The 23,469-nt window shown below is 53.0% G+C and carries 17 protein-coding genes; all 17 read left to right on the top strand.

Translation table 11 applies throughout. The features are described 5' to 3' along the window. Positions 1-75 precede the first annotated feature (75 nt). On the top strand, positions 76-1,668 hold the full coding sequence (locus L1N82_RS19150; protein ID WP_235289069.1) for a response regulator transcription factor: 1,593 nt from the start codon (positions 76-78) through the stop codon (positions 1,666-1,668). A gap of 26 nt (positions 1,669-1,694) precedes the next feature. Then, a complete protein-coding gene (locus tag L1N82_RS19145) occupies positions 1,695-3,428 on the top strand; it encodes a sensor histidine kinase (RefSeq protein ID WP_235289068.1) in 1,734 nt (577 codons plus the stop codon). Positions 3,429-3,581: 153 nt separating this feature from the next. Beyond that, positions 3,582-5,270, top strand: a complete 1,689-nt coding sequence (locus L1N82_RS19140) for an ABC transporter substrate-binding protein (protein WP_235289067.1) — start codon at positions 3,582-3,584, stop codon at positions 5,268-5,270. A 158-nt stretch (positions 5,271-5,428) separates the two neighbouring features. Beyond that, positions 5,429-6,403: an ABC transporter permease gene (locus tag L1N82_RS19135; RefSeq protein WP_407946783.1), complete on the top strand. Its 975-nt coding sequence runs from the start codon at positions 5,429-5,431 to the stop codon at positions 6,401-6,403. Between the two features lie 76 nt (positions 6,404-6,479). Then, a complete protein-coding gene (locus L1N82_RS19130; RefSeq protein ID WP_235289066.1) occupies positions 6,480-7,403 on the top strand; it encodes a carbohydrate ABC transporter permease in 924 nt (307 codons plus the stop codon). 66 nt (positions 7,404-7,469) lie between these two features. Then, on the top strand, positions 7,470-9,572 hold the full coding sequence (locus tag L1N82_RS19125; RefSeq protein ID WP_235289065.1) for an alpha-glucuronidase family glycosyl hydrolase: 2,103 nt from the start codon (positions 7,470-7,472) through the stop codon (positions 9,570-9,572). Between the two features lie 55 nt (positions 9,573-9,627). After that, the gene (locus tag L1N82_RS19120) at positions 9,628-10,647 is read left to right on the top strand and encodes an endo-1,4-beta-xylanase (protein WP_235289139.1); all 1,020 of its coding nucleotides are present in this window, start codon (positions 9,628-9,630) and stop codon (positions 10,645-10,647) included. Positions 10,648-10,831: 184 nt separating this feature from the next. Continuing rightward, positions 10,832-11,404, top strand: coding sequence for a hypothetical protein (locus tag L1N82_RS19115; protein WP_235289064.1), 573 nt, complete (start codon positions 10,832-10,834; stop codon positions 11,402-11,404). A 188-nt stretch (positions 11,405-11,592) separates the two neighbouring features. Then, positions 11,593-11,853 carry a hypothetical protein gene (locus L1N82_RS19110; RefSeq protein WP_235289063.1) on the top strand — a complete coding sequence of 87 codons (261 nt, stop codon included), beginning with the start codon at positions 11,593-11,595 and terminating at the stop codon, positions 11,851-11,853. Between the two features lie 74 nt (positions 11,854-11,927). Further along, the gene (locus tag L1N82_RS19105; protein ID WP_235289062.1) at positions 11,928-12,911 is read left to right on the top strand and encodes a BtrH N-terminal domain-containing protein; all 984 of its coding nucleotides are present in this window, start codon (positions 11,928-11,930) and stop codon (positions 12,909-12,911) included. Between the two features lie 361 nt (positions 12,912-13,272). Then, positions 13,273-13,728: a DUF6376 family protein gene (locus L1N82_RS19100; protein ID WP_235289061.1), complete on the top strand. Its 456-nt coding sequence runs from the start codon at positions 13,273-13,275 to the stop codon at positions 13,726-13,728. Between the two features lie 146 nt (positions 13,729-13,874). Continuing rightward, entirely contained in the window at positions 13,875-14,165 is a 291-nt protein-coding gene (locus L1N82_RS19095) for a hypothetical protein (protein ID WP_235289060.1), read from the top strand. Between the two features lie 148 nt (positions 14,166-14,313). Beyond that, a complete protein-coding gene (locus L1N82_RS19090) occupies positions 14,314-15,999 on the top strand; it encodes an alpha/beta hydrolase (protein ID WP_235289059.1) in 1,686 nt (561 codons plus the stop codon). Between the two features lie 342 nt (positions 16,000-16,341). Further along, positions 16,342-18,915 carry a rhamnogalacturonan lyase gene (locus L1N82_RS19085; RefSeq protein WP_235289058.1) on the top strand — a complete coding sequence of 858 codons (2,574 nt, stop codon included), beginning with the start codon at positions 16,342-16,344 and terminating at the stop codon, positions 18,913-18,915. 264 nt (positions 18,916-19,179) lie between these two features. Further along, positions 19,180-19,989 (top strand): zinc ribbon domain-containing protein, encoded by an 810-nt coding sequence (locus tag L1N82_RS19080; protein ID WP_235289057.1) that lies wholly within the window; start codon positions 19,180-19,182, stop codon positions 19,987-19,989. Between the two features lie 40 nt (positions 19,990-20,029). After that, the gene (locus L1N82_RS19075; protein ID WP_235289056.1) at positions 20,030-21,934 is read left to right on the top strand and encodes a zinc ribbon domain-containing protein; all 1,905 of its coding nucleotides are present in this window, start codon (positions 20,030-20,032) and stop codon (positions 21,932-21,934) included. Positions 21,935-22,121: 187 nt separating this feature from the next. Then, entirely contained in the window at positions 22,122-23,246 is a 1,125-nt protein-coding gene (locus L1N82_RS19070) for a hypothetical protein (protein WP_235289055.1), read from the top strand. Positions 23,247-23,469 lie beyond the last annotated feature (223 nt).

Below are 23,469 nucleotides of genomic sequence, written 5' to 3'. Positions count from 1 at the left end.
TGGGTAAGCTAATTATTGGTGCTGTGCCCAAGGCGAACATATTCTATAATGAAGGCGAGCAGGGGAGGAGAAGCCATGTATAAAGTACTGCTGGTTGACGACGAGATGTTTGTCCGTAAAGGGCTGATGAATCTGATTGATTGGGAAGCGCTCGGCTATGATATTTGCGGCGAAGCGGACAATGGTGAAGAGGCGCTTGCCTTAATGGATGAATGCCAGCCGGACCTCGTGGTGACAGATATCCGGATGCCGGTTCTGGATGGTCTTGGCTTGATCGCGGCTGTTATTAACCAGCGGCAGTTGAATCCGGCTTTTATTATTGTAAGCGGTTACCACGATTTCAAGTATGCCCAGCAGGCGCTCCGTTACGGGGTGAATGATTATATTCTGAAGCCCATTGATGAAGAGGAGCTCACGGCCACACTGCGCAAGCTTGCCGGGGTTCTGGGCATGCGCAAGCTCGCCACACTGGCCGGCGGCAACCACGTAACCGCCTCTATAATGGAGACGCTTCTCCATGGAACCTACCAGGAGCGTGATATAAGCCAGTATGCGTCCGCAATTGGGCTGCCTCAGGAGTCCCGGTTTGTCTATGTGCTCGCCGAGCTGCACCCGGCAGCGCCGGAGGAGGCGCCGGGGTCGCCGGAGTGGTCGGCGAAGGACGTGGTATGCGCACTGCAGCCGCTGGCGGACCGGTCAGACAGCCGGATACCGGTGTTCGAGCAGAGCCCCGGCATGTACGGCGTGCTGCTGGATTTGCGTAAGCTTGCCGCAGAGCAGGGTGATCCGTCAGCCATGCCGGTGTATCAGTCGCTAAGGCGGGCATTGTCCAAGGTTAAGAATGCCGCTGTGACCTTGTATGTCGGCCAGACGGTGGACCGGCTTCAGGATGTGAAGGAGTCTTACCAGAGCGCCAACGAGGCGCTGTCCTATAAATTTGCCGAGGATGGCAGAGATATCATTATGATCGACGATGTCCGGGGGACACCGCTGTATTATTTTGACATGGCGCAGGAGCTGTATGCCTCGCTGCTGGAGCAGCTGGAGGAGAATGACAAGAAGGCTTATACAGCATCGATTGACAAGCTGTTTGCGGTGTTCCGGGAGCAGCGATTTGCGCCAAATGCAGTCACCAATGCCATTACCCGCTGCGTGATCGGGGTGATTAACATCATCCGCAAGATGGACGGGAATGAGAACCAGCTGCAGTCTCTGCCGGCTATGCTGGACTGGCAGAGCAGGCATGTCCGGCTGGAGGGACTGAGGCAGCTGATGACGGCATTTGCCGCGGAAGCGGCGGAGCTGATCTCCCGGCTTCGCGGGGAGCAGGCCAAGGGCGGCATCGAGAAGATCCGCAAATATATTGAAGCGAATTACAGGGAGAACCTGAATCTCAAATCAATCGCTTCAATCTTTTATATGAACCCGGTGTATCTCGGGCAGCTGTTCCGCAAGACATATGGCATCTATTTCAACGATTTCCTTCTCGGGCTGCGGGTAAACGAAGCGAAGCAGCTGCTCCGCCAGACAGACCTGCGCATGTATGAGATTGCCGAGAAGGTGGGCTTTGCCAATGCGGATTATTTTGTCACCCAATTCGAGAAGCTCGAGCATATGACGCCGACGGACTACCGCAACAAGCTGCGGGGCAGGACGGGCAAACCTTAGAACAGGAACAGGTGGCGGTTATTAACATGAGCAGGTTCAGCCTACACAACATCAAGCTGCGGGATAAATTCCTGCTGATGTATCTGGTATCGGTCTTTATACCGATCGTGCTAACGAATGTCATCTTCTATCAGGTCACAACGAATAACATCAAGAGCCAGAAAACACGGGATGCGGATATTGCGATTGAACAGCTGCAGAGGGAGCTGCGGGCCGTTATCGATGAGGCGGCAGGAATTTCGTATCTTTACTACATCGATCCCATTTTGAGCGAGCATATGGACAAGCATTTCACGACGAAGGTGGAATACGTCGAAGCTTACCATACCCAGCTGCGGGCGGTATTCAATAAGTCCGAGCAGGCGTACAAGACCATCCGGGAGACGACCGTGTACACCGACAACCCGACCATCATGGCTTCGGGGCCGATCCGGCCCCTGACTCCGGATGTGACCGGGACGGATTGGTATCAGGTATTTTTAAGAACACGGGTCTCCTACCCGGTGCTCATACAGAGCGGGGGTGTATTCAGCCTTGTTCAGCGCCTTGATTTGAAGGAGTCAGGCAGCTATTCGAGCTTGGTTAAAATCGATTTGAACATGGACACGGTCCGGCAGCTGTTCCTTAATACGGGTTTTCAGGGGAAGCTGTATTTTACCGGGCAGGACGGGACCATTCACTATACAAATGATTGGGATATGGACTGGCGAGGACGCAGTATCGTGCTGGCGGATGTCAGAACACCGGACAAGTCGATCCATTTTACCAAAGCATACTCCAACAACAACTACCTGAACGGCTGGAGCCTGCACGGGATTATGGATGAACGGACGATGCTGGCGGATGTGCACAAGTCGGGCACGTTCGTTATTTATCTGGCCTGCATTAACTTTCTGCTGCCCTCGCTGATCATTGCGGCGATTTCGCGGTCGATCCATGTGCGGCTGGTGAGGATTCTGCGCTATATGAAGCGGGTGAAGCACCAGCATTTCGAGACCATACCGGAGGCGGATTCCAAGGATGAGATCGGTCAGCTGACGGTGGCCTTCAACCGAATGACCGAGACGATCCACAGCCTGATCAATGATGTTTACGTGGCCGATATTCAGAAGAAGGATCTGGAAATCAAGCGGCGTCAGGCCCAGCTTCATGCGCTTCACAGCCAGATCAATCCCCACTTCCTATTCAATGCGCTGGAGACGATAAGAATGCGCAGCCTGATTAAGGGAGAGGCCGAGACGGCCAGAACCGTCCATCATATGGCCAAAATCTTCCGCAAATCCATCTCGTGGAGCCGGGACTGGGTGACCGTGCGCGAGGAGCTGGAGCTAATTGAATGCTTCCTGGAAATCCAGAAATACCGGTTCGGCGACAAGCTGCAGTATCAGCTTACAGTGGAGGACGCGGTGCTGGAGCAGCATATCCCCAAGATGATATTCCTGCCCTTTGTGGAGAACGCCAGCATTCATGGCATCGAAGGCTCGCCGGGCATGGGCCTGATTGTCATTCAGATGGGAATTTCGAATGACTCGCTGGTGTTCAGGCTCAGCGATAATGGCATCGGCATGGCGGAGGGAAAGCTGAACGAGCTGCTCGTCTATATGCAGCAGGATGATCATATGGGCGACCATGTGGGAATGAAGAACGCCTACTACCGGCTTAAGCTCTGCTATAAGGAAACGTTTGATTTCCATATCGAAAGTAAGCAGGGGAGCGGAACGACCGTTATCATCCGTCTGCCGCTTCAGCAGCCTGCCTGAACGAATGCGCTTTGTCCATATCGGGGAAGATCATTGTTTTCACTATGCTTTTCAAAGTAGGAACTAAACTTTGGCGGGTAATCAGGTAATCGTTTTCATTTTATAATGAAAGTGCTTACAAAACGAAGTGACTTGAAAGGGGCAGATCGGGATATGGGCAAAAGACAATGGCTCAGCACCGCCCTTGCGGCTGTGCTTGCGGTTACAATGGTCGGCTGCAGCAATGGAGCGGGGGGCGGCAACACACCGGAGAATACACCGGCGGCAGTAACGGGCGAGGGCAGCGCACAGCAGGAGCCAGTTACCTTTACCTACTACAGCTTCTCTACGGGCAAGGATGTTATGGCCAGCGACACGGTAATCGGCAAGGAATTGCAGAAGCAGACAGGTGTCGACTGGAAGATGGAATTCCTGGTGGGAGACGTGAAGACCAAGTCGGGTGTCATGATCGCCAGCGGCGATTATCCGGATGTCATCGTTCCCGAGGGCGAGATCGACAAGCTGATGGATGCTGGCGCGTTCATTGAGCTGGATGAATTAATAGAAGAGCATGGTCCGAACATCAAGCGTGTTTACGGGCCTTATATGGATAAATTCCGCCAGGCGGACGGGAAAATCTATCACCTGCCTTTCTCGGCTAACATCGGTTATATCGGGGACCCGAACATCAGCCAGGGCGCCTTCTGGATTCAGCGCTCGGTTTTGAAGGAATTCGGCTATCCGAAGATTAAGACGCTGGATGAATACTTTGATCTGATCAAGAAGTACAAGGAGAAGTATCCGCAGGTGGACGGCAAGGATATCATCGGCTTCGTAACATTCGCCGGTGTGGCTGACAACTTCTTCACCTTGACGAATCCAGCCATGCACCTGGCAGGCTATCCGAACGACGGCGATGTCATTGTTGATATGCAGACACACGAAGCGAAGGTGTACCAAGCGGGTGAGTACGAGAAGCGCTGGGTACAGAAGCTGAACGAGATTAACGCCGAAGGCTTATTCGACCCCGAATCATTCGTGATGAACAAGGACCAGTATCTGGCTAAACTGACCTCGGGCCGCGTGCTCGGCTACTTCAACTACGGATGGCAGGTCGGAGATGCAACGAACAACCTGAAGATGGCAGGCATTGACGAGAAGCGCTATGCGCCGCTGCCGATTGTGTTCGACGAGACGATCAAGGACCAGTATATTGATCCGCCTGCATTCGTGAACAACCGCGGTATCGGGATTTCCGTCAAAGCGAAGGACCCGGTAAGGATTATTCAATACTTCGACAACCTGCTGAAGGAAGAGAACCAGATTCTTGTGCAGTGGGGCATCAAGGGTGAGACGTACAGTGTGGATGAGAATGGCCGCTTCTATTTGGATGATGACCAGAAAACAAAGCGGGATGACCCGGAATTCAAGCGGACCTTCGGCTTCCAGTACTTCGAGTACAGCTGGCCGCGTTACGGCAACAACTCGCTGCTGGCGGACGGCAACGCCTACGCAGTGGGCAATCAGCCTGAGGTTGCCTCCGCGGGTTATACAGAAGGCGACAAGAAAATTCTCGAGGCTTACGGCGCGCAAACCTTCTCCGGGTACTTCTCCAAGCCTGACAATCGTCCCTGGTATCCGGCATGGAGTATCAACAAGGGCCAAGGCACGCCGGAGCAGATGTTTGGACAGAAGGCGAGCGACCTGCAGAAGAAATACCTGCCGCGTCTGATTCTGGCGAAGCCGGGTGAATTTGAGTCGATATGGAATGAATATACGGGCGAGTTCGGCAAGCTGGATGCCAAAGGGTACGAAGAATTCGTGACGAAGATTGTGAAGGACCGTGCAGCGGGGAACTGGTAATTCGGCATAACGCTGGTTAGCGCGGCAGGAGCAATTGAGCGGGATGGCTGCTCCGCGCTGCGGCAATGGTTACAGAGGGCCGGAGGCGTTATACGTTCCGGTCCTCCGTCATTTAGACGGGCGCAAGGTGAGGCCCTATCGGAAAGGAGAACAACCCGGTGGAGAGAACCATTATTAACCCAGCACCTGTAACGGCGAAGAAGCCCGCACGACGGGGCGGCGGCCTCCAGCCATTCTTCAGGAAGCTGCTGCAGCAGCGTATGCTTGTGCTGATGTCCGTACCCTTCCTGCTCTGGCTCTTCCTATTCAAGTATGTGCCCCTCTGGGGCTGGACAATTGCCTTTCAGAAGTACAGACCGGCCAAGGCCTTCAACGATCAGGAGTGGGTAGGCTGGGCCAACTTCAAGTTCCTGTTCCAGGATGAAACCTTCTACCAGGTGCTCCGCAACACGCTTGTGATGAGCTCCATCAAGCTTGTATTAGGATTTGTGACGGCCATTACGCTGGCCATTCTGCTGAATGAGCTGCGCAATATTGTGTTTAAGCGGGTCGTACAGACCATCAGCTATCTGCCTCATTTTATCTCCTGGGTTGTAGCGGCGAGCATCATCTCAACCGCGCTGGCGCCGGAGGGCATCGTCAATATTCTGCTGATGAAACTGAACTTGATTGACCAGCCGGTTCTGTGGCTTGGCAAGGGCGAATACTTCTGGGGCATTCTCGGAGCATCGGAGGTGTGGAAGGATGTCGGCTGGAATACCATTGTCTACCTGGCAGCCATTACGACCATCGACCCCTCCCAGTATGAAGCTGCTGAGATTGACGGGGCAAGCCGCTTCCAGCGCATTCTGCATATAACGCTGCCGGGCTTGAAGCCGGTAATCATTATCCTCTTAATCATGAATCTCGGGCATATTCTGGAGGCGGGCTTCGAGCCGCAGTACCTGCTAGGCAACGGCATGACCGTCGATTATTCCGACAACCTCGACATATTCGTGCTGAAGTATGGCATGGACATGGGCAACTACTCCCTGGCGACTGCCGCTGGCATGTTCAAGACGGTTGTGAGCTTCGTATTCCTGCTGTCGGCTAACACGATTGCGAAGCGGATGGGAGAGAGCAGGCTGTTCTAAGCCGGCTCCTCCCGGGGAGAGGCGCCGGCCGCAGGCTCGCGGTACAGCCTGACTTTATTCTCAAGGAGGCATCATGATGAGTGACTTGAGCGCGTCCCGGAAACGGTACAACAGCTGGTCCGATAAAATTTTTGACATCTGCAATATCATCTTCTTGTGCATGCTGGTGGTCGTCACGCTGTACCCGTTTATCAACATGTTTGCGCTCTCCTTCAACAATGCGAATGATTCCATCCGCGGCGGTATCTACCTGTGGCCAAGGGAGTGGACATGGGAGAACTATAAGTACATCTTCAATGAATCATCGATCTATCATGCTACCTTGATCTCGGCGCTCCGGACAATCGTCGGCACCGTTATATCGGTATTCTGCACCGCGATGCTCGCTTATACGGTCAGCCGCCAGGAATTCGTCCTGCGCAAGTTCGTGACCATCGCTTTCGTCTTTACGATGTATTTCAGCGGCGGTTTGATACCCGGCTACCTGCTTATTCGTGAGCTTGACCTGATCAACTCGTTCTGGGTCTATATCTTCCCGGGCATTATCGGGGTGTTCAACATGATTGTGGTTCGCTCTTTCATAGAGGGGCTGCCCGAAGGGATTATGGAGTCAGCCAAGATTGACGGAGCGGGCGAGTTTATGACCTTCATCCGGATCGTACTGCCGCTGACGGTGCCGGCGCTGGCGACAATCTCGCTGTTCGTGGCGGTCGGCCAGTGGAACTCGTGGTTTGATGTGTTCTTGTACAATTCCTCGCGGATTGAGCTGAGCACGCTGCAGTATGAGCTGATGAAGATCCTCTCCACGTCCAACACGGCGGCTAACTCCATGTCGGCTGCTGACCAGTTCGCGGCCGGTCAGAGCGGCGCGTCAATGGTCACGCCAACCTCGATCCGGGCCACGATGACGATTATTGCCAGTCTGCCAATCATTATGGTGTATCCGTTCCTGCAGAAGTACTTTGTCAAGGGGATGACGGTCGGCGGCGTAAAGGGCTAAGCCATAAGCTGAATTAACGGGGTTGAGAGATGCTGAAACAACAGAGAGCAGGAGGAGGAGCAGCCTTTGACTGATATAGGATACGAGGCCTGGCTGGGCAGCGGACGGAATGCCGGGTCAATAGGTTCGGGCTTAGATGCAGGCGGCGGCCTCCGGCTTGAACAAATTGCAGTCACTGCAGACCTGGCTGGCTGCGGGCCGTTAGCGAGAGCGGTTGAGGAACTGGCCGAGGGGCTTGAGGCTCTGCTGGGGCGGCGGCCGGAGGTGGTGGCTGAGTCCAGAAGGTCAGGCAGCTGTGTACTAATCGGAACAGCTAGGACATCCGCTGTCATTGATGACGTGCTGAGCGGCAGCAGCAGCGGCGGTAGCATTGTTGGCCCGGAAGGCTACTGTATACGTGTACGGAAGAGAAGTGCTTCGCAGCAGTGCTGCATTGTTTTGGCGGGCATGACAGAGAAGGGTGTACTCTACGGGGCATTCCATTTGCTCAGGCTGCTGCGTACAGGGCATGATCTTACTGCGCTGGATGTCACGGAGAATCCAGCCTTCGCGCTGCGGATGATCAACCATTGGGATAATATGGACGGCAGTATCGAGCGCGGTTATGCGGGCAGGTCGATCTTCTTCCGGGACGGCGAGGTGCTGGCCGGCTCGAAGCGGATCACCGATTATGCCCGTCTGATGGCCTCAATCGGCATCAACGGCATTGCCGTTAACAATGTCAATGTGCATGAGCTGGAAACGCAGCTGATCACAGAGCGTTACCTGCCGCAGGTTGCCCGTATTGCCGATGTGTTCCGCTCCTATGGTATAACCTTGTATCTGAGCGTCAACTACGCTAGTCCGATTCAGCTTGGCGGGCTGGGAACAGCTGACCCGCTGGATGAATCGGTACGTTCCTGGTGGAGGGATAAGATTGCGGATATTTACCGCTATATTCCAGACTTCGGCGGAGTCGTCGTGAAAGCTGATTCGGAGAATAGGCCGGGGCCGTTTACGTACGGGCGCAATCATGCGGATGGCGCCAACATGCTGGCCGAAGCATTGGAGCCGTTCGGGGGCCTCGTGCTGTGGCGCTGCTTCGTGTATAACTGCCATCAGGACTGGCGTGACCGGTCGACTGACCGGGCTAAGGCGGCCTACGACCACTTCAAGCCGCTGGACGGCAGGTTCAAGGATAATGTTATTTTACAGATCAAGAATGGCCCGATGGATTTCCAGGTGCGTGAGCCGGTATCTCCGCTGATTGGTGCCATGGAGCAGACGAACCAGATGGTCGAGTTCCAGATTACGCAGGAATATACCGGACAGCAGCGGGATGTGTGCTATCTGGTGCCGCAGTGGAAGGAAGTGCTGGACTTCGATACCCGCTGCTGCGGGGAGGGCAGCACGGTGAGGCGGATTGCTGCTGGAGAGGTTCACCCGTATAAGCACAGCGGGATTACGGCGGTGTCCAGCGTCGGGGATGACGCGAACTGGACGGGGCACCACCTTGCTGCTGCGAACCTGTACGGCTACGGCCGGCTGCTCTGGAATCCCGGATTGTCCGCGGAGGAGATCGCTCTGGAATGGATCGGGCTGACATTCGGACTGAAGCGGGAAGATTCTGACGCGGCTGTCACCCACCGGATTTTGCTTGAATCCTGGCCTGCCTATGAGCAGTATACCGCTCCGCTTGGTGTTGGCTGGATGGTATCGCCCCATTATCACTACGGGGTGGATGTGGACGGCTACGAGTATTCGAAGTGGGGTACGTACCATTTTGCCGACCGGGACGGGATTGGGGTAGACCGGACGCAGGCAACGGGCACCGGCTATACGGCTCAGTATCAGCCAGAGGTGGGTGAACGTTATGAGCACTTGGATACCTGCCCGGATGAGCTGCTGCTCTTCTTCCATCATGTGCCTTATACGCATGTTCTGAAGTCGGGGGCAACGGTCATCCAGCATATCTACGATACCCATTTTGCCGGGGTAGAGCAGGTGGACAAGTGGATTGCAGAATGGAAGCAGCTGAAGGCGGACAGGGTGGATGCCGACCGCTATGCCCACATCCTGGAGCGGCTGCAGATGCAGCTTGAGAACGCCAGGCAGTGGCGCGATGTGATCAATACGTACTTTTACCGTAAATCCGGCATTCCCGATGCTCATGGAAGAGTGATCTACTAGAGACGAGGTTCAGTTCTGGTGGCATAGAATGTTATTAGGAGAAGAGGTGCAGGCAATGGGTACGGTTGAGCGGAACGAGACTGGAGCAGCCGGGCTGGCTGCGCGGTACCAGGATTATTTTGATATTGGAGCGGCAGTGAACCTGACAACGATTAAGTCGCAGCGTGATCTGCTGGCGCAGCACTACAACAGTATTACCGCTGAGAATGATATGAAGTTTGAACGGCTGCAGCCGGAGGAAGGGCATTACACCTTCGAAGCGGCGGACCGGATCGCCGCCTTTGCGGAGGAGCATGGCATGAAGCTGCGGGGCCACACGCTTGTCTGGCATAACCAGACGCCGGAGTGGGTGTTTAAGGGGAAGGACGGACAGACGGCTGGCCGGGAGCTTTTGCTGTCGAGGATGAAATTCCATATTGATAGGGTTGTCGGCCGCTACAAGGGGCGCGCGTATGCATGGGATGTCGTGAATGAGGTCATTGAGGATAAGAGTGATATCTGGCTGCGCAGCTCTCCGTGGCTGGATATTCTGGGCGAGGATTTCATCGCCGAAGCCTTCCGCTGCGCCCATGAGGCCGACCCGGAGGCGGTGCTCTTCTATAATGATTACAATGAGTCTGATCCTGTTAAACGCGATAAAATCATTCGCCTGCTCCGCTCATTGAAGGAAAAGGACGTTCCGGTGCACGGTATGGGAATGCAGGGCCACTGGAATCTGAACGGCCCGAGCCTTGAAGAGATCCGGGCAGCCATCGAGGGCTATGCCTCGCTGGGACTGCAGGTGCAGATCACGGAGCTGGATATTTCGGTATTTGATTTCGAAGACAGGCGCACTGGGCTTGTAAGGCCGACCGCAGAGATGGAGGAGAAGCAGTCCGAGCGCTACGATGCGGTATTCCGCCTGCTGCGCGAATACAAGGACGTGATAACGGCCGTGACCTTCTGGGGTGCCGCTGACGACTATACGTGGCTGAATGACTTTCCAGTACGGGGCCGCAAGAACTGGCCGTTCGTATTTGACGAGAAGCATGAGCCCAAGTCTTCGTTCTGGAGAATTGCGGATTGGGAAGAGTGAGCTGCAAGATAACGGAGCCCGTGAGGGCTCTGTTTTTGTATGTGTTTGGAAATTTCGCGTTTCGTGCCTGCGAAAGATCAAGATACAACGAGCAGCAGCAGCCTTGCGGAAGTTACAGTAACCCTATCTGTATAGAAGTAAAATCGTACGGAAAGGGGCTGCGACATTGCGCCAATTTAAATGTTTGGATCTAACCCGCTGCATGAATAACCGGGGAATAACGACAATCAGCGAATTCGGCAAAGGTGAGCTTAATGGATCAGGCTGCTCATATCCGGCTGAAGAGCTGCCGCTTTGCGAAGTGTTTGTTGTGGACGATGTTCCATTCTATATGAGCAGAGGAACGGACTTCGATAATGTGGTGCCCGAAGGGCAAATCATTGAATTCCCGGAATCCGAGCTTGCGGTGATCCATGTCCTGGGGGCAAGCAACGACGGCAACATGATGGAGCCCCTTGCGCTGCTCAGACACCGCGAATGTATTCACGAGGAGCCGTTGAGATTATCCTACTTTATTTCACAGACCCCTTTCGCGACCAACAGAGCAGCTATTACGATGAGCTGTCTGCACAGCATTGGAGGAGCTCTGCCGCAGTTTAAGCCGACAATGTGGTGTGAAAGCTTGGTCGTTGATTTGCCATGTGCTATTGATGGAATAAAGCTGGGGGATAATCTCTGCATGCATATATTTGCTATAACGATAGAAGAGAAGCAGCGGGCTGACAGGCAGTCCGACTCTGGGATTATGGAAAAATAAAGCGGCAGATATCCCTGCAATAAGCAGAGTGACTATAGTGTCAATATGAGAAGATGAATGGGCAAGCCACCCCATTACAGGAAGGAGGATAGTCCAAGGCGTCAAATCTAGCCGTGCTTCGCCGGCGCTTTGTTCTGTTCGTATGTTTCGGCCAAGACTGTAAATTACAATGAGGAGGATGATTTTCAATGAAAAAAGTTGTGTATTCTGTTGTGGTTGCTACGGCTGTACTTGCATCTCCTGTAGTTGGCCAAGCACTGCCTGCTGCGGCATCGTCCACTGCAAGTGTAACATCCTATTCCGTAACCGAATCGGGGGCATCCCAGACTTCGTTCACTTGGATTAACAGCCAGGCTGCTTCTTCCCCGGCAAAAAGCGAACTCCAGCTGAACGATTATGACAGAGGACAGGCCTCCTTCGCGGGACCTGCTTATAAAGCGATGGCATAAGCTTAATACCATCTATGGGGCGGGAGAGATAAGCATACTGCTTGTCTCTCCTTCTTATATTGGAGGGGAATGAGATGGATTTTACATTATATAACGAAACACGCTTCAATTGTTTTCATGTATGTGTAGCAGCGGCACTTCTCCGAAAAAAGGTGGATACGGTTCCGTTGTTCACGCAGTCCGGGTATCTCGTTACCAAAATAGATGACGGAGTTGTAATTAATCCTTACTATAAGAATATTGACCAAGTTATAAGGGAACGGACCTATATGTACCTTGAATCGGGTAGATGGAACAACAAGGAGGATTATGAGGCAGCCATTCTGGAATACCTGGCTGAGAATCAATCGGTAATCATGGAGGCTGATCTGTACTACCTTCCATTCAGCCCTTACAAGGAACAGCTGCACGCGAACCATTGCATTGAATTGATCGGCTACAAGAACAAGGAATTCGAATATTGTGATCACTATTATAACTGTCATGGAACGCTATCCCTGCAAGAGATGAGCCAAGTTATTGAGTATTCCATGGGAGGTTTATTGGGAGGAGAGCTACACACCCATTACCTCAGGCCGCGCGATCCCCATAACCAGGCGGTGAATGTGCCTTTAGCTCGGGAGCAAGTATTCCTTGATAACGTTAAAGCTATGCTGGACCAGGACATGCCATCCATTCCCGGTTCAGTGAGAGGACTGCCGGCAGTCAGCGCCTCACAGGACATTATCCGCGAAATCGGGCAAATCGGGGATACGGCCTTTCAAACAAAGCTCCTGAAACGATTTGCTGATGAGCTTCGGGAGGTATCTCATACCCGATACCACTTACAACGCTATCTGGCTTCTGTGGGAGAGCAGCAATTAGCCGATGCTTATGCAGCTGCGGAGCAAAGCTGGATGGTTATTGCTAACCTGATAATTAAATCTTATCTCTCGGATTACAACAGTACGTATGAAAAACGCATTCTATCCAGGTTGCAGCGGGTTCTTGAACAGGAAACCTACAGCATAATGTTAATACAAGAGCTTCTCGGTGACCGCTACGTCAGCAGTACATAGCTGTAGGTTAGCTCCTTGGAAATTACGAATCGTTATGGGTGAATACACCATAGCGATCTTTTTTATATAGCTTCCTCCTTGTGTGCCGTGCTTAGCTTAGCACCCGTTTAACGTTCATAAGCTGCTGTTCCGAAGCGGCATTCTTATAGCTGAAAATCTCACCAACCTTGACAAGCTGCCTGTTTCTGCAAGCTTTGAAGTGATCGCACTGCCCTTGCACATCAGCGCCGATTCCTCGGTTGCCCGTGTTGTTGCCCGCCTTCTGTAACACCCGGTGTTCTAGAATAACGAAACCTCGTCTAAGCTAAAGGAGTAGTATAGGGTAAGAATAAGGTTCACAAATAATTAGGAGGCTGGTGAAATGATATTAACACGTTCCTTGATGGTTTCGCTGCTGCTGATCGGCGTATTGATAACCTCAGGCTGTTCGCTGATTGAGAAGGTAGACCAGTCGCTGGATTACGTTAATGAGGCGACTTCGTATGTGACGGATGCGGCCGCATTCGCCGAGTCGCTTCCATACCGGGCCGAGCAGGCGCTGCTGGACCCTGCGGCTAGAGATGAGCTTCAGCAGTCCTTCGAGGATATGAAGAACGACATCATCCAGTTTAACGAGCTTACGGCACCTGCCTTTGCGGAGAATGTCCACGAGAAGCTGATGGGCTATAATGAAACGCTGCTTACCGAAGTTAACACGTATCTGGAGCAGCTGGAGAACAACACCATTAATCTGGAGAGCCTGCAAAACTCGCCTATGGCGCAGACTCTTAATGAGATTACAGGTACCCTTGACCAGCTTAGACAGCTGGGACAGTAGAACAGCACGAGCAGTGGCTAGTAAAGTTATACGGACAATGGAGGCTGCCGGTACGACCGGCGGCCTTTCCTTCGTTAAAGAGAAGAATGTTTCGGGAGAGTTACATATGGTGAAGTAAGTTTACTATATACAACCATATATGAATAATGAGTATAAATTCGCTGGAGGTGCTTGAAATGCTTGGCGCCAGAATCATGTTTATCCTATCCGCAATCTTCCTTGGCTTGTACACGCTAAACATTAATATCGGAATAACCAACAGCACGCTGTACGCCTTGTTCATGGCGGGTTTCTGTCTTGCTTTCGTATTTACTCTGGTAGGCAAGAGGACGAAGGAGACCCTGCTGATCCGCTGGTTATCCGCTGTAACAGTCGGTTTGTTTATGCTGTATCCCCTGCTTGTCGGACTTATATGGTCGGCGGCCGACAAGCCATAATTAGTGCTGCCGGACCTTGCTCCTATGCTGATTCCTCCCCTAAAACGTTGCCTCGGCTATGCCACTTTGATAGGATAATAGAATGGTGTAAGTTTCTGTCGACTTGGAATACATATCTGATGTGCATGCTTAGGGGGAGTTTGTAACAATGGCGTATTATGGAATCTCGCCGCAAACCTCGCTTCGTCCAGGGGCAAGGACAGGCTTGGGCGCGGTGCTAACTGGTGTACTGCTGGCCTTCAATGTTATATCGCTGGCTGGGGGCCTAATATTCGTAACGGTCAAGCCGGATGAGTTCGGCGGGCTATGGAACGCATACGGCCTTCTTATGCTGTATGTGCTGATTGGCAATCCGATCCTGGCAGCCAGGGGGGAACAGAACAGAGGACTTGCCTATAGCTATCTGGCGCTGCATACGGCAGGTATGCTGCTGGTCCCGGCAATGAACACAGGCGCTTCGTCGGCTGTGACGAATCTGTCATCCAGAAGCCCGCTGGCGATTGTGGTTATGCTGCTTCTATTCTTGCTCGGCGGGCTGCTTGCCCTGAATAAGCTCCGGTACCCCGAGCAGGAGATCATGTTCCGGTTCACCGATCGTCCGGGACGTCTTAAGATCTCGGTGAGAATCGCTGTAATGGTTGTATGCTGCCTGATCCTGCTTGCGGGCATCTATACCAGCTACGAGCTGCTGACGAAGAAGAGTGCGGGTATTCTGGAGGTGATGGTCCCTGAATATGCGCTGTTTCTGGCGTTGATGATGCTGGGGGCCGCGGCTCTGCTGCTTAAGCTTCGGCGGAACCGTGCCGGCGGATGGTTTAATCGTATTGTAAGCATTATAGGTGCTACACTCGTCATCATCCTGTTCCTGCCGCTGTTCCGGGTGCCTTCCATGCTGGGCAGTGCAGATACGGAGTATGAACGGGCGTTCGGTACCAAACCAGCTGCGCTGGTACATGCGTCATTCATGGATATTCCCTTCTCCATCCCCGAATACTTTTATGGCACGCCGTCTGGCGGTTACACGGTGAAGGAGAATGTTCTCTTCTACGAGGGAACAGAGGGTGCAGATAAAGGCATTAAGCTTCATTACGATGTATACATGCCTGCAGCTCCATCTGAACAGCTGCCGGGCAACCGTTCTGTACTCATCCGGATCCACGGGGGCGGCTGGACAATTGGGGACAAGGGTGCGGGTAATTTTGCCGAGGTTAACAAGTATTTTGCCGAACAGGGCTATATCGTCTTCGATGTTCAGTACGGCTTAAGCAGTCAAGAGAAGTTCATCGACTACGCAGAGGTGCCGGAAAATATTGTAGGCGACTTCACGATTGACGACATGGTGAGACATATCGGACTGTTCACTACCTACATGGCCGACCGGGCAGAGGAATATGGCGCAGACCTCTCTTCAGTCTTCGTATCAGGCGGTTCAGCCGGCGGGCAGCTCGCCAATGCGGTCGCCCTTGCCATGGCTGGCGGCGAATACGAGGAGCTGCTCGATCCGCGGCTGACCGTGAAGGGGATAATACCGTTCTATCCGGCGAATGGTCTTCCCGAATATGTGGGGATAGACGGGACGGATGAGCTTACCGATCCAGCCCTTCTGGTGAAGGCGGATAGTCCGCCATCATTAATTTACCAAGGCACGCATGATGGAATTGTGGATCCGCGGATAGCAGAAGCGTTTAAGGAAGCTTATGAGACGGCAGGGAACAGTGGAGCTGCTTTAATCTCGATGCCGCTTGCCAGCCATGGCAGCGACATGTATTTCGCCAGTTATTATAACCGTCCTTTTATGTATTATATGGAACGCTTCATGTACCAATATCGGTAGAAGCGAGCACCCTGGCAGGCCTGCACGGTCTGCCAGGGTGCTTTTTCGTATACAGCTGGCAACTGGAAGGCGGAGTTTCCCGATATGGAATACCAAAACTCTGTTTTTTCACATAAAAACTCGGATTTTTGCATGTGTGGGGAAGGATGGTGACTCTATAATGAAAGGGAAATTGAAAGGACCAGCAGGTCAAATCCGGCCCTGGAGGTGAAGCTGACACCAGGTATGTAAGCGCAATCAATAGCTTGTTATGAGGAAGCTCAGCATCAAAGCGGGTGACTGCCAGGGGAGCGACGGGATGACGAACTTGAACCATGAATACAAACAGGATGGTGATCATGGATGGCAGCAAGGGGCAAATTTTCAATAGGTCGGACGATTATAACAGCAGCTCTGACAGTACCGCTCATGCTGACGGGAGCCACAGGCTTAACTGCAGCTGAACTTCAGGGCAAGAAAGGCGGTCAGAGTACAGGGATGCAGCTGGAGAGCTTGGACAGGGGACTCGTGGCCGCTCGCACGTCCGAAGGTGTGTTCCTCAGCTGGCGTCTGCTTGCGGAGGAAGCGACCGGTTATTCGGCTGACGGTCTGACGGGAACAGATTTTCACATCTATCGCGATGGCAAGCGAATAGCAGCGGTAACCGACAGCACGAATTACCTCGATAAGGACGGCAGTGTAACTTCCAAGTATTATGTAGCTGCCGTATCTGGCGGCAGAGAGACCGGCCAGAGCAAGGCCGTATCGCCTTGGGCCAATGCCTATTATGACCTTCTGCTGACAAAGCCGGAGGATGGCGTAACCCCCGCAGGTGAAGCTTATACCTATCGCGCGAATGATATGAGTGTCGGAGATGTGGATGGCGACGGACAGTATGAGTTCTTTGTCAAATGGGATCCATCCAACTCGAAGGACGTCTCGCAGGTTGGTTACACGGGCAATACGTATATTGACTGCTATACCATCGATGGTACGCTGCTGTACAGGATTGACCTAGGCGTTAATATTCGTTCGGGTGCTCATTATACACAGTTTATGGTGTACGATTTTGACGGGGATAACAGGGCGGAGCTCATGTTCAAAACCGCGCCGGGTACTAAGATCATCCGGTATGACCGGGAAGGGAATGTCACCTCAGAGAAGTTCATCACCATGCCGAAGGAGGATATCGCGGCAGGCTACAGCCATGCGGATGACTACCGAATGAGCAGCAGCGACTATTATGAGCATCTAGTGAAGATGTTTATGGGCTGGCATGAGCATGAAGAGGTTGTAAACGGCAGCTGGCCGAAAACGCTGGAAGAAAGCTGGGGGATTGAGCAGCGTTACTCTTATCCGCTGTCACGTGTTGATGCCGAGAGCCTTGCGGACTACTTTGTAGATGTGTATGCGCCTTCCCGCAGTGCACGCAATAACCTTCGGGCATTCGAGGGCTTCATTCTGGAAGGGCCGGAATATCTGTCGGTCTTTGACGGTCAGACGGGAGTCGAGCTGCAGACCATTCAATATAAGCCTGGCCGCCATGACGACGGTCTGATGTGGGGCGATTATGCGATGTCGCGGATCGAGCCGGGCAACCGGGTGGACCGCTTCCTCGCAGGCGTAGCCTATCTGGACGGCAAGAAGCCGTATGCGGTGTTTGCAAGAGGTTACTACACGCGTGCCACGCTTGTTTCCTACAGCTGGAACGGCAAGAGTCTTGAGGAATACTGGTATGTGGACAGCGGTTGGACACCAATGACCAATCCATTCAACGACGGACCGCATGGACGGGATGGAACAGATCCGGAATTCGGCACGATAACAACTCAAGGTGCGCATTCCTTCAGCACGGCAGATGTGGACGGGGACGGCAAGCATGAAATTATATACGGCGGGGCAACGATTGATCATGACGGCTCCCTGCTGTACAGCTCCATGGACGTGATGCCGCCGCAGAGCGGAGCGCCTGGAACGACAGCGAGACTTGGCCATGGTGATGCCCTGCATGTTGCAGATATTGATCCGGACCGGCCGGGACTGGAAATCTTCATGGTCTTCGAAGGCGGGCCTTGGGCACCGTACGGTTATGCGCTGCGCGATGCCAAGACGGGCGAGGTCATCTACGGCGGTTACACCGGTAAGGATACCGGGCGCGGTATGATAGGCGACATTGATCCGGATCACCGGGGACTGGAAACATGGGCAGTCGGCCTATGGACGGCGGATGGTGAGCAGATCGGGACCACAATACCCGGCACAAACATGAATATTAAGTGGGCGGCCAACATGACGACCCAGATTGTGGACGGGGCGATCGATGCCACACCGGTTATCCGAGACTGGAAGCGGGGCATCCTTCTGACCGCGGAAGGAACACGGACGAACAATCATACGAAGGGCAATCCGTCGCTGGTTGCCGACATCTTCGGGGATTGGCGCGAAGAGCTGCTTGTCCGAACTGCCGACAGCACGGCAATCCGGATCTATCTGAGCACTGAGGTGACAGACCGCAAGCTGTATACGCTGATGCATGACGCGCAGTACCGGACCGGAATTGCCTGGCAGAATTCGGGCTACAACCAGCCGGCATACCCAAGCTTCTATTTTGCCTCCGACATGGACTGGTCTAGAGTACCGCTGCATGCGGCTGCCGCCCCTGCACCGGATTCCAGAGCTGAATTAAGCAGCATGCTGGCAGACTACATTGCAGCAGGGGATGTGAAGGGCCCGGTATCTGACAAGCTGGAGAATTCACTGAAGCAAGCGCTTCACCATGCGGACAAGGGAGCGTTCGAGCAAGCGGTCAAATTCATGGAGAAGTTCAAATCCGACCTGGAGGGCAAGACAAAGAATGATCAGATATCCGAGCTTGCCCGGAACAATTTGACAGCTCTTGTCAAGCGGCTGATGACCGAGTGGAGCCGGAGCGTATAACGGGAACCGGAGTGTTATGCTTGAAGAATAAGGAGCAGCAACAAAATGAGGGAGAGCGCTTCCGCAGCCGGCGGATGCTCTCTCTTTTTCGTTCTTATGGAACCTTACATTGAATTAATAGGATAAAAGGAGGATAAAACATTGTCAAAATTGTTCGATTCTATCATAATAGAGTGATCTTTGACCCATTACTTGGGGAGATGCTAGGAATCATCGGGCTGGCCAGCCCGGGCTTCCATACTATTGATGAAATGAGAGGGAATTATGATGCAATGTTCAAATTGTGGACACGCCGGTGAAGGCGGGAATTTTTGTGAGAAATGCGGGACTAAGCTTGCACCGGGCGATTCTGCAGCAGCAGAGACGGCAGCAGCTTCTGCGGCGCCTATAATGACGAATGTAAACCAAGGGGGACAGGGAGGACCAGGCAGCACGGGGCCCTCTGTGACGGATCAGCTGAACCCTTATCTGCAGAAGGCGAAGTCCGGCTCCAAGATGTACCTGAATTATTTTCTAAATACGCTTAAGAACCCTTATGCAGTCGGCCGCCAGATGGGCGGGGAGCAGTTCTTGAACGGAATAATCACCATCGTACTGTATGCGGTCCTCATTCCGCTCATGTTCTACGTGCTGACATTAGGGGAACGGTTCCAGCCGTCTTTTGGAAATATGGTCATTAAACCAGCCATTACCTATGCTGTTCTCATGCTGCTTGTTGCCACCTATTGCTTCGCAGCCGTCAGATTGGCTAAATCCCCGGCAGGCTTCAAGGAAGTAGTAGCAAGATTCGGGGCTTTTCTTGTGCCGTTCGTGGCGCTGCTGATCATCGCTCTTGTGTTTGCTGCCATGAAGTCATCGCTGCTTGGCATATTCCTGCTGCTAGGGTTTGTGGGGGCCATCTTTACCGTTCCAGCTTTCGTTGTAAACAGCTTTAACCACAGTCCAGGCTCAGGGCTTGATGCCATCTACGGTACGGTCCTTACTTATGTAGCGACCTTCATTACCCTTATATTAATGGCTTCTTATCTCATCGAGCAGATTGTCAGTCAGCTTCCGTTTTACTCGTATTACTAGGCATTTGTGTGTATTTTAGTTCATTGGAGGATATGACATCATGACATTTTGCCGGGAATGCGGTACTGCTCTTTCGGAAGGGGCCCAATTTTGTAAATCCTGCGGTACATCTGTTACTGCCCAACCAGCTCAGGCTCAGGCAGGGCAGCAGCGGCCTGTGCAGCAGGCGGCTGCAAAGCCGAGAGCGCCGCTGTCCAGGAAATCGAAGATTCGGCTTATTGCAGGTGCTTCCTTCATTATTCTGCTGGCAGCGGGCTATCTGGCTGGCGCTCATCTGACTGGGAAGGAACGTCTGATAGCCGGGTTTGAGCAGGCATTGAATAAGCAGGATGCTAAGTCTGTAGCGGGGTACTTGACCTCAACAGATGATCGGCTGGTCATTAACGAAGAATCCGTCGCAGGATTCATGCGTTATCTTGACTCCAATCCGGATGCGGTGAAGGATGTGATCGCCAGCTTGCAGAGTCAGTCCTCTCGACTGGATGAGAATTCCTCGCTGACTAGCGAATACGACGGTACCCGGGATAACTATGGATTGGATGGTCTGGTCGTACTGGAGAAGAAGGGAAAGCAGTTTCTAGTCTTCGACAAATACGAGCTGACCGTCGAACCGGTCTATATAACCGTAGAGACCAATTATAAGGATGTCAGCCTGCTTCTGGGGGGCAAGGAGCTTGCGGTGACCGACAAGCCGGACTACAGCAAGACATTTGGCCCTTACGCACCGGGGATTTTTACACTGGAAGCGAAGCTGAACAGCGATATTGTGGAGCTTTCCCGCACCGAGGACATCAGCTTGGTTGGAGTTGGCAGTAAGTATACTGCAGACTTATATTTGGATGGACAGGATGTATCGGTGTATACCACGCTGGACGATACAGAGGGGCTCAAGGCCAGGCTGTTCCTTAACGATAAAGATACTGGCGTTAATCCGTTCGAGCAGTCTGCGGTTGGCCCGGTCTTAACAGACGGCTCAATGGAAGCATCCATTGAAGTGGAGTACCCCTGGGGTACGATGAAGTCGGGTAAATCGCCGATTGAGGGGAGCTACGTAGAAATCAATCTTGCGGACAATGAGGATTTTCAGCAAGGTATTATTGATATTGTAGTGCTTAATACCCGTGAATTTCTAGAGGCGTTCACATCAGGCAAGGTAGATGGAATGACGACGGCGACAGAAGATTATAAAGCGGGTCTGCAGGAGAGTGTTGACTACAATCAGCAGCACGGTTACGGGTATGCAGGCAAATACATTGCAACGGACTTTGACCTCGATTCCTTCCAGCTTTACCGCAGCGAAGGTGTGTGGTATGTGACACTGAACACCCGCGAGCATGTCGAGGAGGACCATTTTTATCCCGATGAAGAACCAGCTCTGGAAGAACTCTCAACTATGTATGAAGTTACACTCGTATATGATGAGACGGCGAAGACATGGCTGGTGGAGCTGGTTGAACATAATTATGGCTTTAGCGATGAGCGCATGGTTACACATACCGAAGAGAAGCCGGCGCTTCATACCAGCGTCTGGGCTGGGGGAGGGGCTGCTGCTGCAGCTGCCGCACCGGCGGGTTCAGCTCTGGAACAGATGCAGACATTCATGACGGGCTATCTAACTGCCTCGGTTGATGCAATTAACAACCGGGATTTCAGTTATGTATCCCCGCTGATGGAGCCCTCCGGTCCAGCTTACAAGGAATCTGCGGATTACATTGTTTATCTGGAGAAGAAGGGGATTACGGAAGAGCTTCTTGACGTTAAGGTCCAAGAAGCAGAGGAAGTCAGTGACGGAGCCTACGAGGTAACAACAGCTGAGCATTATACCATCTTCTACGAGGACGGCACGTCCAAGAACCGCAAGTTTATCTCGAAGTACAAGGTTGTGTTCAGCGACACAAACGGCTGGCTGCTGCATACGCTGATCAACACAGATGAGCAAGTGTAATTATCTGGGCATAAGGTAGCAGGAACAGCCGGGAAGGAAGAGACACTGCAGACGGATATATACCGTGAGCAGTGTCTTTTTTTATATTTTCTCGACAGGAATAGACCTGATTAGTAATAAATGTGTTAGAATAGAGTCATAAGAACTAGTATAATTCTCTCATCTACACGCGGGCGGAGGATCTGCTATGAAAAGGAAACGGCGAGTACCAGTTATTGTACCTGTTGCAGTCTCTATTGTGCTGTCTCTGTCCGTTATGGCGGCATGCACGGATAAGAATGCGGAACAGCCAGGAGGGATGCCGGCAGTACCGGATACACAAGCTAAAGCCGAATCTGATGCGGTTGGCATCTTATCTGCGGGAACAGGGCGCACTGCCGCCCCTGCGTCAGCCGCTGCGCTGGCTTCCAGTCAGCTGGATGGCAGCGATCGCGCGGAGCCGCTTGCAGCGGTGGATACAGTCCGGGCGATGTATGAGGCACTGTATCGTGATGACCGCCCGAGCTACGCACAGACTGCGGAAATACCGAGGGTTATGTTTACTCCGGACAGTTTGAACGAGGTTCAGGAAGAAGCGTCAGCGGTCCCCCCCGCCGAACGCACATTGGAGCTTTTTGACAAGACACTGCTTACCCCCTCCACCTTGCAGGAATTTGCACATACATACGGCACTCAGGCGGAGATTGTGATGGAGAAGCGGGAGTCTGACACGGTCCTATGGATTGTCACACCACTGGGGGGCGGCGCGAAGGTGGTTGACGAGGCGTTGATCTACGATGGCGCATATGGCCTGGGTGCAGGTGCAGCGCACGAAGAGCTGGCTGACGCCGGCATATCGGCCGCCATGGAGGACAGGCGTTTTCTAGCGGACATCTATACCGCCCCAATTCTGCCGCCGGAGCATACGGTTGCACTGCTGTATCAGGCGGCTCAAGAAGGGGATGAAGCTGCCTTCACAGCGGCGGCCGGCGGGAATGACAGTTATTTTGGCGGACAAGACGGGGCAGCAATTAAGCCGTTCACTGACTGGGTTAATCGCTTCGGTACGGTGGAGTCTCTGGTCATTGAGCCGGTCTACCGGGAGGAGCTGGCGGAGAACCGAGTACGGGACTATGACCTGCAATACGGGGACGACTGGCATTTCGTCGTCGTCTGGGATAGTATGGATGCGGCGGGCGCCCGGGGCACCTACTGGATCCTGACAACAAATTCTGACGGAACAGGCTACCGCGTGGAGCTGGCTTTTACCACAGAGCTGAATGGCATGCTGTCGGCGGAATATTACCGGAACAATGAAGAGCTGGCAGGCTGAGGCCCTATATAATAACAATAGGGAATATGACTGAACGTTACGGCTCAGTTTTGAGATATGAGAAGAGAGCGTCCCCGCGGGGACGCTCTTTGTGTATGAATTCTGGCATTTAGCAAGCCGCTAATCTGCCAAGCAGCACCAGCAGGGAGCAAAAGTCCGCACAACATGAAACGAAGCGGTGACCAATTTTTGGCACACAGCCTGCCTAATGTTACAATAGTCA

This window comes from Paenibacillus tarimensis, assembly GCF_021532315.1.
Taxonomy (GTDB): Bacteria; Bacillota; Bacilli; order Paenibacillales; family Paenibacillaceae; genus Paenibacillus_I; species Paenibacillus_I tarimensis.
This window is presented reverse-complemented; position numbering and strand designations above follow the sequence as displayed.